The sequence below is a fragment of the Amycolatopsis sp. BJA-103 genome, assembly GCF_002849735.1.
Lineage (GTDB): Bacteria > Actinomycetota > Actinomycetes > Mycobacteriales > Pseudonocardiaceae > Amycolatopsis.
This window is the reverse complement of record NZ_CP017780.1, coordinates 8,447,222-8,460,553: the sequence shown is the minus strand read 5'-3', so window position 1 is coordinate 8,460,553 and position 13,332 is coordinate 8,447,222. Positions and strand designations below refer to the sequence as shown.

Below are 13,332 nucleotides of genomic sequence, written 5' to 3'. Positions count from 1 at the left end.
GTTCCGACGCCGTGAAGTTCTCGAAGCCCCGAGGTGACCACCGATGAGCCAGCCGCCCGAACAGCAGCCGCAGCAGCCACAACAGCCGCAGCAGTGGTGGCAGCCACCGGCGAATCCCGGGAACCAGCAGCAGGGCTGGCAGCAGGAGGGGCAGGCCACCGGGCCGCATGCCGGGCAGTGGCAGCAGAACGACGCGGGCGCGGCCACCGGTTCCTACACGGGGCAGTGGCAGCAGGCACCCCAGCCCGGTGTCACCGGCTCGTTTTCCGGGCCCTGGCAGCAAACCGGCGCCCCGGCTCAGGGCCAGGCGTGGCAACCGCAACCACAACCACAGCAGCCGATGCCGCAGCAGCAGGATTGGCAGGCGCCGCACCAGATTCCGGGCACTCCCCCGCAGGGGCAGTACGGCGGCGGGTTCCAGCCCGCGCAGTCGTCCCAGTACGGCGGACTCGGCGCTTTCGGTGCGGAGCCGGAAAAGAAGCCGAAGGTTTCGAAGAAGACGTTGCTGATCGGCGGGATCGCCGCGGTCGTCCTGATCGGGGGTGGCGTCGGGGCCTGGCTGCTCGGCGCGTTCGCGGGTGACAGTCTCGATCAGAAGTCGGTCCAGGACGGTGTCGTCCGGGTGCTCAACGAGCACTACGGGGAACCGGACGTGAAGAACGCGGAATGTCCTTCCGGGCAACCGGTGGTGAACGGCACCACTTTCGATTGCTCGATCGACCTTTCGGGACAGCGGAAGAAGGTCACCGTCCGGGTGCTGAACACCACCCCGGAATTCGAGATCGGCGCCCCGCACTGACCGCCACTCGAAAACGACGGAAGCCGCGACGGGAACGCCCGTCGCGGCTTTTTTCTTTCACCCAAACGAAACGGCGGGCTCGGCATCCGAAGATGCCTGCCCGCCGTTGCTCGTTCGGAGCGTGAGACTCAGAACAGGCCGGTGACGCCCTGCTCCGTGCTCTGGTAACCGTCGGCCAGCTGCGGCAGCACGCCGGCGACCTGCGCGAGGAGCTGCTTGAGCTCGTCGAACTTGTTGTCCCACTCCTGCTGAGCGGCCAGGTACGCGGTCTGCGCGTCACCCTGCCAGGTGTTGACCAGCGGGGCGAGGTCGCTCTTCAGCTGACCGAACAGGGACTCCAGTTCGCCGCCGGTGCTCGAGCAGTCGTCCGCCGCCGCGTGGATCGTGGCGTAATCGACCTTCATGTCGGCCATGATTTCCTCCAGTGGTTAAGAAAGACTTTGGGTTTGGAAAAGGGTGGAACAGAAAGATCAGCCGAGGACGCCGAAGCCCTTGTTGACCGAGTTGATGAGTTCCTGCTGCTGCTGCTCGGAAGCGTTGTACTTCGAGCCCGCCTGCTCCAGCAGTTCACCGATGTTCTGGAGAGCCTGGTTCAGCCCCCGGCCCGCTTCGTCGAAGCGCTTCATCACGTTGTTGAACGCAAGAGCCGCGTCACCGGTCCACCCCGCGCGGGTGGCCTCGATGTTGTCGCGAAGCTTGCTCAGGTTCTGGTCCATCGAGACGCGAACCTCGGTCACCCGCTTCTCGGACTGGGTGAACTGTTCGACGCTTCCTTGAAAACCAGCAGCCATGGGAGCTACCCCCTTCGTTCGTGGTTATCCGCACTTGGTGTGTTCGTTTCGTACGGACCTACGACGGAGACCCTGCCACGTCTGGTTCCCCCTTGTCGCTGTTTGGTTTCAAGTAGTTGCTTGCGTGAACGCTCCCCATGGGAACCGGGCATCGATGAGCCGTCCACACCTTGCGAATCGTCCGCGGAAATGGGCTTTCACCACGGGATTTCGCAAACGCACAGCGATCGATCATTCGACGCGGCGCATGATTCGCGACTGCGAAAAGTCCTCGTCGTCATCACCCACACGTGGCCGTCTGGCCGCGGGTTCTGGCCGAAAGGGAACCAAGTCTGCCGCCGAGGGCAAAGCGGGAACCGGAAGACCGGCGCCCGCGCGGAACCGTTTCGCGGCGTTCCGGACGACAGCGGGGGTCGGCGCGGTCTCGCCGCCCGCGAGCCGTCCCTTGCCGAATTGCTTCGCCAGTTCGGCGTTCTCACCCCGGCGGCGTTCGAACCGCGCTTTGGCGGTGCGGGCGACCTGCCGGGCATAGGTGACCGCGTCGCGCCCTGTGCGCGCGAAATGCTCTGCGGCGGTCTCGGGTTCGGGTGGCATGTGCCTCCCCCTTCAGTTGACGACCACCATCGTTTTGACGACCTGCTCGCAGGCCGCGCTCACCCGCGGTTCGAGCGGTGAGCCGGTGCCGTACTGGCAACCGATGTGGACGCGGATCTTTCCCTGAGCGACGACGTACCAGTCGACGCGTGCCTTCGGCTTGGTCTCGCGGTAGTAGATGACGGTCTTGCCTGCGTAGTTCGCGGAACCGTTGAAGCCACTGTACTTCTCGGGCTCTAGCCCGGCCTCGGCACTGAGATCGTCGACGAGTTTCTGTCTGTCGGCCGTCGCGTCGTAGTTCATCACGTACTCCTGGGCGACCACGAGGTCGTCCCCGGCGAGGGAGTCGTTCGGATGGATCACCACCTGGCGCTTGGCGACGCGGTCGTCGGTCTGCGTCCAGTCCATCGGCGCGATGAAGCGGTAGTCGTACTGGGCGAGGGGCCGTCCTTCCGGCTCGGCCTCCCCGCTGTTGACCGCGAAGAGGACGCCGCCGACGACAGCCGCCACGGCCACGACGGCCGCCGCGAAGATCCAGGGCGTCTTCTTGCTCTTCCCGCCGCGCTCGGCGTGCTTGGTCTCGCGGGAAGGCTCAGCGGGCCGCCACGGTGGCGGTGTCGCGATCCCCTGCTGTCCCATCGGAGGCGACGGCGGCCCCTGCCGCGCCGCGTTTAGCGGGCTAAACGCGCTCTGCGGGGGCGGGCCGGGCTGGTGGGGGCCGGGTGGGAACTGAGGGCGCCGGTCGGCGGGGGCAGGAGTGGGGGCGCCGCCGACGCGGGAGACCGCGGAGCCCGCCAGCGATCCCGTCCGGTCCGGGTCGATCAGCACCGCGCGCAGGGCGCCGCGGGCGACCACGGTCTCCGGCTGGTCCAGGGTGGTGGGCACGACGCCGGTCCGCTCGTGCACGAGCCGCGACACCATCGGGATCCGGCTCGACCCGCCCACGAGGAAGATCGCCGTCAGCTGCTTCGGCCGCAGCCCGGAATCCCCGATCGCGGCCACGGTCAGCTCGACCGCGCGCCCGAGCGGGCCCGCGATGAGCCGCTCGAGATCTTCCCGGGTCACGTGGGCGTCGGCGAACGGCGGCGGCATCGGCACGTCGGTGTACGCGTGCCGCGACAACGTCTCTTTCGCGCCGCGCACGTCTTGTCGCAGGACGCGGCGACGGCGCCTGTCGGTGAGCTCGCGGCCCTCGACCAGCTTCCGCCATTCCGGCGGATCCACGGACGACACCAGCGAACCCACGTGTTCCAGGAGCGCCTGATCGACGTCCGCTCCCCCGAAGCTCGGGTCCCCCCTGGTGGCCAGGACCTGGAACCCGGCGCGTTTAGCGGGCAAACCGCGATCCGCCGGGCTCCCGGGCATGCGCTGGACCACGGAGACGTCGACGGTGCCGCCGCCGAGGTCGAGCACCGCGAGGGCGTCCCCCGGCCTGCCGCTGAACTCGACGGTGCGCTCGGATTTGAGATCGGCCGGGGCGAACGTCGCCGCGTGATAGACCGCAGCGGCGACCGGCTCCGGCACGAGGGCGACCTGACGAGCGAGCCCGCCCGCCGCCTGCCGGAGCAGACGGGTCCGTGTCGCGCCCCAGTCGGCAGGGTGGGTCAGGACGAGCAACTCGACCTCGGCGTCACCCGCGAGCCGGCGCGCCTCTGTCACCGCGCGTTTCAGCACGGCGTGGACGACGTCGGTGACGCGGAGGACGTTGTCGCCCAGCAGCAGGTCGCCTTCGTCGATCCGGCGCTTCGGGTTCGGCTCGTAGCGCGACGGATCCACCGCCGCCTGCCGTTCCGCCTCCTGGCCGACGAACAGCGTCCCGTCCGGCGCGGCGTAGACCGCCGACGACATCAGGGGCTGCCCGTCCACAACGACGACCTGCGGTTCGCGGCCGTTGATCGAAGCGACTACGCAGGTGCTCGATGTCCCGAAGTCCACCGCTACCCGCACAGTCACTAGCCACTCCCGCAGATCGTCGTCGTCACCCCAAGCCCGGCCCGTACCTCACCTGGTTCCGCGGGAGGTCAGTCCGGCTGGATCCACGAGACCTGCATGAGCTGCTTGCCGTGCTTCCGGGTCACGAGGTTTCCTCGGCCCGGCGGCATCTGGCTCGGCTTCACGTTGGAGACGAGGTTGCCCTCGTCCCGCGAGCCGTTCATGACCATACCGGGCGCCGCGATCTCCCTGAGCTTGCCGAGGATCGGGTCGAACATCGCCCGGCTCGCGCCACCACTGCGGCGCACCACGATGACGTGCAGACCGACGTCCTTCGCCTGCGCGAGGAACTCGGCGAGCGGCTTCAGCGGGTTGCTCGTCTGTGTGGCGACCAGGTCGTAGTCGTCGACGATGATGAACAGCTCCGGACCGGTCCACCAGGACCGGGTCTTCAGCTGCTCCTGCGTCACGTCCGGACCGGGGAGCCGCCGGGTCATCGACCCGTGGACGTCCTTGACCATGCTGTCCAGCTGCGCGGCGGACACCGCGTAGCCGAGCAGCTGGTCTCCGCCGACGAAGCCGAGCATCGTGCGCCGGTAGTCGACGAGGATGACGACCGCTTCCTGCGTCGTGTACCGCTCGGTGATGCCCCGGGTGATCTGGCGCAGCAGGTTCGTCTTGCCCGACTCGCCGTCCGCGAACGCGTAGAAGTGCGAATCGGCGGCGAAGTCGAGGTAGATCGGCTGGAGGTCTTCCTCGTTGACGCCGATCGGCACCAGCTTCGTGTTGCGCTTGGTGTCGATGCTGAGGACCTCGTCGTAGGTGACCATCTCGGGCAGCAGGCGGACCTGCGGCGCCGGGCGACCCCGCCACGCGGCCTTGATCTTCGCCACCGCGTCGGCGACACCGGCGGCGACGTCGTCCGGGTTGCTCGATCCGTCGATGCGCGGGAGACCGGTCAGCAGGTGCAGCTTGTCCCTGGTCAGACCGCGGCCGGGACGGCCGGACGGGACGTTCACCGCGACCCGGCGGTCGATGTCCGACTCGCTCGGGTCACCGAGGCGCAGCTCGAACCGGGTGCCGATCATGTCCTTGATCGCCGGGCGGATGTCCGCCCACCGGTTCGCCGCGATCATGACGTGCACGCCGTAGGAAAGACCCTGGGTGGCGAGCTTGGTGATCGAGGTCTCCAGCTCGTCGAAGTCGTCCCGCAGCGCCTTCCAGTTGTCGACGATCAGGAAGGCGTCACCGAAGGCGTCTTCTTCGGGCTTGATCTCGCCCCGCCGCTTACGGTTGCGGAACTCGTTCATGGAGTCGATGCCCATCGCACCGAACCGGCCTTCCCGCTCGGTGAGCAGGGTGGTCAGCTCGGCCACGATCCGGCGGGCCTTGTCCGGTTCGCGCCGGGCGACGGCGACACCACCGACGTGCGGCAGGCCCTGGAGACCGGCCAACGTACCGCCACCGAGGTCGAGCGCATAGAACTGCGCTTCCTCGGGGGTGTGGGTCAGCGCCATGGACATGATCAGCGTCCGGAGCATGGTCGACTTGCCCGACTGCGGGCCGCCGACGATCACACCGTGTCCGGCGGCACCGGAGAAATCGGCCCAGAGCAGGTCACGACGCTGCTCGTACGGACGGTCGACGATGCCCATCGGCACCTGCAGCCGTCCGTTGCCGAAGAACCCGACCGGGGAAAGACCGCGGTCGTCGGTGGGGTTCAGGTTCGGCAGCAGCGTGTCGAGCGAGTTCGGTTCCTTCAGCGGCGGCAGCCACACCTCGTGCGCAGGCGGGCCCTGGCCGATCAGCCGGGACACGATCACGTCGAGCTCACTGGGCTCGACGGCCTCCTCGGGCTTGGCCTGCTCGACCGGCGCGGCCTCGATCTGCTGCGGCTCCGGCTCCTTCGGCAGTTCGACGAAGTCCGGGACGAACAGCTGCGGGCGCTTGTCCGCGCGGACCACGGTCGCGACCGGGCCCGCCGCCTTGATCCCGGCGGGCCGGTACGGGCCCGAGACGTACGAGGCCTTGAAGCGGACCAGCGTCGAGGTGTCGTACTTGAGGTAACCGCCACCGGGCACGGACGGCAGCTCGAACGCGTCGGGCACGCCGATCGCGGCACGGGATTCCGCGGCGGAGAAGGTCTTCAGGCCGATGCGGTAGGAAAGGTGCGAGTCGAGACCGCGCAGCTTGCCCTCTTCCAGCCGCTGCGACGCGAGGAGCATGTGCATCTGCAGCGACCGGCCCAGCCGTCCGATGGCGACGAACAGGTCGATGAAGTCCGGCTTCGCGGCCAGCAGCTCGGAGAACTCGTCACAGACGATGAAGAGCGCGGGCAGCGGGTCGAGGTCGGCACCGTTCTCGCGGGCTTTCTCGTACTCCCAGACGTTCTTGAAGTTACCGCCGTTCTTCAGCGCCTCCTGGCGCCGGTTCATCTCACCGGCGAGCGCGTCCTTCATGCGGTCGACCAGCGTGACTTCGTCCGCGAGGTTGGTGATGACCGCGGAGACGTGCGGAGCGGCGTCCAGACCCATGAACGTCGCACCACCCTTGAAGTCGACGAGGACGAAGTTCAGCGTGCTCGACGAGTGCGTGGCGAGCATGCCCAGCACCAGGGTGCGGAGGAACTCGGACTTACCGGAACCGGTCGCCCCGATGCACAGGCCGTGCGGGCCCATGCCCTCCATCGCGGCTTCCTTGATGTCCAGCTCGACCGGCTGGCCGTACTCGCCGACGCCGAACGGGACGCGATAGCGGTCTCGCACCGGGCGCGGACGCCATGCCTGCTGGACGTCGAAGGTCATCGGGTCGCCGGGGATGCCCAGCAGTTCGAGCAGGCCGGGGTTGGACAGCAGCGGCTCTTCCTCGGCGGCGTCCTGCGCGGCGGTACCGACGCGGTACGGGGCGAGAAGTCGTGCCAGCGCTTCGGATTCGACCACGCTGAGGGTGTCCGGACGGCCGAACCACTCGACGCCGCCGGCACTGCGCGCGCCGAGGCGGTCTTCCTCGACGACCAGCCGCAGGCCACGACGGGCCGCGAGGTTGCCGATGGAGTCGGAAAGGTCGATCAGGGTGACGCCGACCAGACCCTCTTCGAGGATGATCTGCTCCTCGCGGGTGACCTCGGCGTCGTCGACGATGATGACGACGTGCGGCTGGTCCGGGGCGGGCGTCGCGTTGCGGGAGAACCGCTGGCGGTCACGGAGTTCTTCGTCGAGCCACTGTTCGATCTGTGCGAGAGAGCCCGCCATCATCCGCAGCTGGCCGATGCCGTCGGCGAGCGCCGGGTGCTGGGCGTGCGGCAGCCACTTCGCCCACTCCCACTCCTCCTTGGCGCGGCCCGCCGTCGCGACCGCGATGAGGACGTCGTCGGGGCTGTGGAAGGTGACCAGCTGGGCCAGCATCGCCCGGGTGAGGCCGCGCGTGAGGCCGCGGTCGCCCTGCATGCTGACCGCGGCGAACCCGCGGAGGGTGATCTGGGTCGGCAGGTCCGGGACGATCGAGTGCGCGCGGACGAACCGGCGCAGCGCCAGCGTGGCGATCGGCTCGAGTTCGTCGACGGGGCCGGTCTGCGGCGGCACGAGCCGCGTCGCGAGCCGATGCGAGCTGCGGCCGACGCGGAGGTGGAGGAAGTCCTGGTCGTTCTGGCGGCGTTCCCACATGCGGCGGCTCGCGGCCAGCGACCACAGCGTCTGCGGGTCGGGGTGGACCCACTCGAGCGCGGCGCGCTGGTCGACCATGGCCTCGCGGGCCCTGTCACGCATCTGGCCGAGGTAGCGCAGGTAGTCCTTGCGGTCCTCGTCCATCTCGGCCTTTTTGGCGCCGCCGCCCTTGCCCGCGCCGCCGGCCATCATGCCGACGGTGCTGAGCACCATCATCCCGCCCATCATCATCATCATGGGATTGCGTCCACCCGTGGTGAACATGAAGACCATCATCCCGAGGGACGCGACGATCATCACCGCGGGAAGCAGCTTCATGACGATGTTGCCCGGGATGGTGCGCGGCACCTCAGGCGGCGGTTCGAGATGCACCTCGCCGCCCGGCGGGCGCGGTGCCGCCAGGCGCGGTGACTTCTTGAACTGCAGCGTGCTCATCGAAGGACCCCTCTTCAAACTCGACGATGGCGGCCACCGTTGGTGCGCGTACTGGTGCGCGAGACAACCTATCGAACGTGGCCGGTGAAATCCGGACAACGCCGAGAACGACCCCGACCGGGGCCGTACGCATGTCGGGAGTGTAGGGCTCCGTACCGACAGTCCCCAACGAACCCGCAGGCCTCCGGCCAGGGCGCGGCGACTTTAGCGGGCAAAGTGCGATCCGGCGGCCGTCGACTTTCGCGGGCTAAGCGCGACCCGGCGGGCAGTGGACCTCCGGGATGCTTAGGGCCGCTAAGCGTCGCAGTTTGCCCGCTAAAGTCGCCGCGCCGGCCGCTGGCGAGAGGCCGAGGAGGGCGCCTGCCTACTTTTGCCGGTCTTTTTCCGACAGTCGATGATGTGGGCACCCGGGTTCGGTATAGGTTCCCCGGGGACCAGACTTTCAGGGCAGGGGGAAGGCAGTGGCAACGGGCACGACGGTATTCAGCAGGGTGACGGTGGTCGCGCCACGCACCCGGATCGACGTGGCTTTGCCGGCTGACGTCGCGGTGGCGGACCTGCTGCCCATGCTGTTGGAGATGGCGAAGGAGGCGACGCCCGACGGCGGCGCCCGCCACGGCGGCTGGGCGCTGGCGAAGCTGGGCGACGCGCCGCTCGACCCGAGCCGGACCCTCGCGTCCCTCGGCGTCGTCGACGGCGAACTCCTGCAGCTGCGCAAACGCAACGAGAACCCGCCGCCTCCGCTGTACGACGACGTCGTCGACGCGATCGCCGAGTCTTCCCCGGACAGCTTCCGTCCGTGGACCAAGGAGACGGCGCGCCGCTTCGGGCACATCGCGGGCGGCCTGGCGCTGTTCTTCGCGGCCCTCGCGCTCTTCACCAGCGGGTCGTTCTACGGCGGCAACGCCCTCGCCGCCGCGATCGCGGGCGGCGTCGGCGCGATCGCGTGCGTCGCCGTCGGCGCGACACTGGCCAAGGCCTACAAGGCCGAGGCGACCGGCGTGCTGATCGCCGCGGCGGGCGGTCTGCCGCTGGCCTTCGTCAGCGGGTTCTACATCGTGCCGGGGCTGTCCCTGTGGGCGAACCTGCTGCTCGCGAGCGCTCTCGTGATCATCGTGGCGGCGGTCTGCATCCTCGTCATCGGGCACGGGATCACCACCTTCATCGCGGCCGCGACGACGGCGACGATCTCGGCGCTGACGTTCCTGGCCGCGACGCTCATCGACACCCCGATCGCCGGTGTCGCCGCCGGCGCGGTCGCGTTCTCGCTGGCCTGCATCTCGATCCTGCCGCGCGCGACGATCAAGCTCGCGGCCCTCCCGACGCCGCACGTTCCCGGCAGCGCCGAGGAACTCAAGGAAGACTCGGGCTTCCCGGACTACCGAGCCATCGAGCGCCGTACCGCGGTCGCCCACGAGTACATGACCGGTCTGCTGACCGGCTGCGGCGCGGCCACGGCACTGTTCGCGATCATCGCCTCGACGTCTCCGTCGATCTTCGGCCCGATCCTCGGCGTGATCGCCACACTGGTCCTGCTCCTCCGGGCGCGGGCGTACGCGAACGGCGCGCAGGCCATCGCGCTGCTGACCACCGGAATGGTGTCGGGCGCGGGCATCCTGCTCGGCTGGATGTGGTCGGCGAGCCCGCTGAACCGCGTCCTGTTCGTGTTCGGCGCGCTGCTGCTGATCGGCGCCGGCGCGCTCGTGGTCGGCGTGATCTTCCCGAACCAGCGCTTCTCGCCGCCGCTGCGGCGGACCGTGGAGATCTTCGAGGCCGTCTTCATCGCGACGGTGCTCCCGCTGGCGCTCGGCGTCATGGATCTCTACACGACGCTGCGCCACCTCAACTTCAAGTGACGACCCGATCGGATGATGCTCTGATGGCTGTAGCGCGGAAGTCCAGGGGGACGCGCGTCCGCCACCTCGGCCTCGCCGGACGTACCGGAACGGTGCTGCTGGCGGCCGGTATCGGTGTTCTTTCACCGGCGTCGGTGGCGCTTCCCGCGTGGGCACAGCAAAGCAGCGTCGCGCCGGACTCCGGTGGCTACTACGCGACCCCGCCTCCGGTTGAACCGAACAAGAAGCCGAACGACTCGGGCAAGCCGGACAAGACCTACGAACAGAAGACGCAGTGCGTGCAGCGCAGCAAGCTCGGCGGCGACCAGGTCGACATCAAGAACCGGCCTTGGGGCCAGGAGTACCTGCAGATCGAAAAGGTGCACCAGCTGATGCGCGGCGCCACCAAGTCGGTCGGCGGGGGCGTCAAGGTCGCCGTGATCGACACCGGCGTCACCGCGCACCCGTACTTCAACGGCCGTGTCGAATCGGGGGGCGACTACGTCGCGACCCCCAACGGCGGCAAGGCCCCGGGACTCGAAGACTGCGATGGCCACGGCACCGAAGTGGCGGGGATCATCGCGGCGAACCCACCTGACGCGAGTATCGGGTTCCGGGGCGTCGCGCCGGATGCCACGATCCTGTCGATCCGTCAGTCGAGCCAGAACTACGAAGAGGCGGAGAAAAAGGCGGAACCGCCGCCCAACACGGCATCCAACTCCGCTCCGCCTCCTTCGTCGAACAATCCGGGGTCGCAGCTTCCGCCGTCCTCACAGGGGAACGGCGCAGTCGGCGGCGCGGCGGACGGAACCGCACCAGGTCAGGACAAGGGCGGGCGACAGCAAGAGCAGGGCAAGACCGCGGGCACACTGACAACGCTCGCGCAGGCCGTGGTCCGGGCCGTCGACAAGGGCGCCAATGTCATCAACATGTCGGTCGACAACTGCCGCGCGGCCAACGGCAGCATCAGCAAGGGCGAGCAGGAGCTCCAAGCGGCGGTGAACCATGCCGTTCAGAACAACGTGGTCGTCGTCGCGGCGGCGGGCAACGTCGGCGACAAATGCCCACAGAACGATCAGCCGGACCCCAAGTCCCCCAAAACGATCGTCACGCCGCCTTGGTTCTCCGAAGACGTGCTTTCGGTCGCGGCGATCGACGACACCGGCGGCGTCGCGGAATTCAGCGTCAACGGACCGTGGGTCAGCGTCGCCGCTCCGGGCACCAAGATCATCTCCCTTGACCCGGCAGAGGGCTCGAGCAGCCTGGCCAACCTGACCATCGAGGGAAACGGGGAACCCGGCGCCATCCAGGGGACCAGTTTCGCCGCACCGTACGTCGCCGGCGTGGCAGCACTCGTGCGCGCGAAGTTCACAGGTCTGAGCGCGCGTGAGGTGATGAACCGGATCAAGGCGACGGCGCAGCACCCGGCGGCGCCGGGCGGGCGTGACAACTTCGTCGGCTTCGGGGTCATCGACCCGATCGCGGCGCTGACGGCGATCGTGCCGTCGGAGGCGGACAAGGCCAAGCCGGTTCAGCTGCCCACGGATCTGCCGCCCCCGAACGACCGCGACTCCGCCCCGATGATCGTCGCCCTCGCCGGAACCGGCGGAGGCCTGGTGGCGCTGCTCGTCACGCTGTTCGTGGTGCATTCCGTCCGCCGCAACCGGCCGACCACCTCAACCGGCCGCAAAACCCCGTAGGACTTGCGTTTCGCGGGCTAATCGCGATCTGTCCGGGACTCGCTTCCGAGCCGCCCAGATCGCGATTAGCCCGCGAAAGTCGCTCTGTCCTGGGGGCACTTACTTGGCGGGCTTGGGCTTCTGAGCGGGTTTCGCAGGGGGGTCGTCTTCGCCGATCACGGGCGGGACGACCTGGCCCGGCTCGCCGACCACGTCGGACGGCTTCGACGCCGGCCGCGTCTTCGACTGGTGAGCCGTCTGGCCTCCCCCGCCTCCGCCCATCCCCATCATGGGCGCCATCCCCATCGGCATCATGGCCGAGCCCGTCCCGGTGGCCTGCCCCTGAACCGGAGCGGCCTGCACGGGTGCGACCTCGGGGACCAGCGCCTGCCCTTGCTCGATCAGCAGTTCCTGTGACCCCGTCTTGCGGCCGTCGCCGGGATCGGCTGCGGACGGCGACGTCGACTGCTCGTCGGACGCAGCACCGGAATCCGCTTCGACGACTGCGGCCTTTCCCTGCTGCACCGGCGCATCTGCCGCAGCGGACTCGTCGTGGAGCTTGAACTCGTCCTGCGGGAACCGGTGAGCGATCTCGATGCTCCGCGAAGCGGCGTCAGGATCGTCGACACCGTCGCAAAGCCGCACGAAGCCCTCGAGGACATTGCGAGCTGCTTCGAAAAGCGCTTTGGCCGACTCCTGCGCCTCCTCCAGCTGAGTCCGCGCCCGCCGGACGCCGCCGACCGGCAGCATGGCGGTCTCGGAAGTCAGTTCGGCCGTATCGACCAGGACCTCGACGAGATCGGTCAGGATGCGACGGACCGACAGCACCAGCTCGTCGAGCGAGCCCGCCAGCGTGGTGAGGGCGTCTTCGACGTCGTTGCCCGCGACGTTGATGTCCGCGATGTACGCGACGAACGCATCGGCGTCCTTGCCTGACCACCCGGCGTCGAGACGGCCTAGGTCCTCCGAGAGTTCCTTCGAAACCTTCCCCGCGGTCGCCGCGGCTTTCCGGAGCCTGTCCGCCTCGGTTTTCAAGTCCTCCCAGCGCCCCGCCAGCGGGGTCAGGTAGGCCTCGACCGGATCGATCAGCCCCAGGTGGCCGGACAGCTCCGAAACGAAGTCGAGATGCGGCCTTGCCGCCTCGACCAGGTCCTCACCGCCCGCGCCGGTCGCGTTTAGCGGGCTAAACGCGACCGAGGCCGCTTCGGGAGCGGCAGGGCGTGCGGCCGCCATCGGGTGCGGGATGGAATCCGTCGGATTCTCCGACTCGGCGATCATGCGGTTCAGAGCTCCACGGCGCGTTTGATGATCTGGGCGGCCTCGTCGTCGTGCCCGGCGTGCCGCGCGGTCACCGTGTGCAGGGCCTCCGACGCCGACCGCAGCGCGGCCGCGCCTTCCACCAGCTGACGCCGGATGACCTCGGCCGCACGTCCGTAAGACGCACCGAGGCCCAGTTCCTCCCCCAGCGCGCCGTGGGACTCGACGGTGACGCCGTCCCCGGTCACGTCGGCGGCCGCCAGCTCGAGCTCTCCGGCGGCCGCGTCCACCCGCTTCGCGTAATCACCGACGACGACGCCGTCGATCTTCAGGCCGGCCACTGCACCC

Annotated in this window: 10 protein-coding genes; 3 read left to right on the top strand and 7 right to left on the bottom strand. The window is 68.8% G+C overall.

The window, feature by feature from the left end; all coding sequences use genetic code 11:
- The first annotated feature begins 43 nt into the window (after positions 1 to 43).
- Positions 44 to 799, top strand: a complete 756-nt coding sequence (locus BKN51_RS38215) for a DUF4333 domain-containing protein (RefSeq protein WP_101612193.1) — start codon at positions 44 to 46, stop codon at positions 797 to 799.
- Between the two features lie 128 nt (positions 800 to 927).
- Here BKN51_RS38215 and BKN51_RS38210 read toward each other — a convergent pair whose 3' ends face one another.
- The 5 genes from BKN51_RS38210 to eccCa form a co-directional block, all read right to left on the bottom strand.
- A complete protein-coding gene (locus BKN51_RS38210; protein ID WP_101612192.1) occupies positions 928 to 1,212 on the bottom strand; it encodes a WXG100 family type VII secretion target in 285 nt (94 codons plus the stop codon).
- 57 nt (positions 1,213 to 1,269) lie between these two features.
- Entirely contained in the window at positions 1,270 to 1,590 is a 321-nt protein-coding gene (locus tag BKN51_RS38205; protein WP_005166828.1) for a WXG100 family type VII secretion target, read from the bottom strand.
- A gap of 231 nt (positions 1,591 to 1,821) precedes the next feature.
- Positions 1,822 to 2,184, bottom strand: coding sequence for a hypothetical protein (locus tag BKN51_RS38200; protein WP_101612191.1), 363 nt, complete (start codon positions 2,182 to 2,184; stop codon positions 1,822 to 1,824).
- A 12-nt stretch (positions 2,185 to 2,196) separates the two neighbouring features.
- Positions 2,197 to 4,137, bottom strand: a complete 1,941-nt coding sequence (locus BKN51_RS38195; RefSeq protein ID WP_101612190.1) for a type VII secretion-associated protein — start codon at positions 4,135 to 4,137, stop codon at positions 2,197 to 2,199.
- A gap of 68 nt (positions 4,138 to 4,205) precedes the next feature.
- Entirely contained in the window at positions 4,206 to 8,213 is a 4,008-nt protein-coding gene (eccCa, locus tag BKN51_RS38190) for a type VII secretion protein EccCa (protein WP_101612189.1), read from the bottom strand.
- 491 nt (positions 8,214 to 8,704) lie between these two features.
- On the opposite strand from eccCa, the gene eccD reads away from it, so the two are divergent.
- Together eccD and BKN51_RS38180 are read left to right on the top strand one after the other, a co-directional pair.
- Positions 8,705 to 10,069 (top strand): type VII secretion integral membrane protein EccD, encoded by a 1,365-nt coding sequence (gene eccD, locus BKN51_RS38185; protein WP_101612188.1) that lies wholly within the window; start codon positions 8,705 to 8,707, stop codon positions 10,067 to 10,069.
- A gap of 23 nt (positions 10,070 to 10,092) precedes the next feature.
- Positions 10,093 to 11,748 carry a S8 family serine peptidase gene (locus tag BKN51_RS38180; RefSeq protein ID WP_101612187.1) on the top strand — a complete coding sequence of 552 codons (1,656 nt, stop codon included), beginning with the start codon at positions 10,093 to 10,095 and terminating at the stop codon, positions 11,746 to 11,748.
- A 99-nt stretch (positions 11,749 to 11,847) separates the two neighbouring features.
- Here the strand turns inward: BKN51_RS38180 and BKN51_RS38175 are convergent, their stop codons facing one another.
- Both BKN51_RS38175 and BKN51_RS38170 read right to left on the bottom strand, forming a co-directional pair.
- Complete coding sequence (locus BKN51_RS38175; RefSeq protein ID WP_101612186.1) at positions 11,848 to 13,005, bottom strand: WXG100 family type VII secretion target; 1,158 nt, start codon at positions 13,003 to 13,005, stop codon at positions 11,848 to 11,850.
- Positions 13,006 to 13,010: 5 nt separating this feature from the next.
- Positions 13,011 to 13,325 carry a hypothetical protein gene (locus BKN51_RS38170; protein ID WP_101612185.1) on the bottom strand — a complete coding sequence of 105 codons (315 nt, stop codon included), beginning with the start codon at positions 13,323 to 13,325 and terminating at the stop codon, positions 13,011 to 13,013.
- Between the last annotated feature and the right edge of the window lie 7 nt (positions 13,326 to 13,332).

Bases quoted from the DNA above. Each gene is read 5' to 3' on its own strand.
- BKN51_RS38215 (WP_101612193.1), top strand. From the start codon at position 44: ATGAGCCAGCCGCCCGAACAGCAGCCGCAGCAGCCACAACAGCCGCAG.
- BKN51_RS38210 (WP_101612192.1), bottom strand. From the start codon at position 1,212: ATGGCCGACATGAAGGTCGATTACGCCACGATCCACGCGGCGGCGGAC.
- BKN51_RS38205 (WP_005166828.1), bottom strand. From the start codon at position 1,590: ATGGCTGCTGGTTTTCAAGGAAGCGTCGAACAGTTCACCCAGTCCGAG.
- BKN51_RS38200 (WP_101612191.1), bottom strand. From the start codon at position 2,184: ATGCCACCCGAACCCGAGACCGCCGCAGAGCATTTCGCGCGCACAGGG.
- eccCa (WP_101612189.1), bottom strand. From the start codon at position 8,213: ATGAGCACGCTGCAGTTCAAGAAGTCACCGCGCCTGGCGGCACCGCGC.
- BKN51_RS38180 (WP_101612187.1), top strand. From the start codon at position 10,093: ATGGCTGTAGCGCGGAAGTCCAGGGGGACGCGCGTCCGCCACCTCGGC.
- BKN51_RS38175 (WP_101612186.1), bottom strand. From the start codon at position 13,005: ATGATCGCCGAGTCGGAGAATCCGACGGATTCCATCCCGCACCCGATG.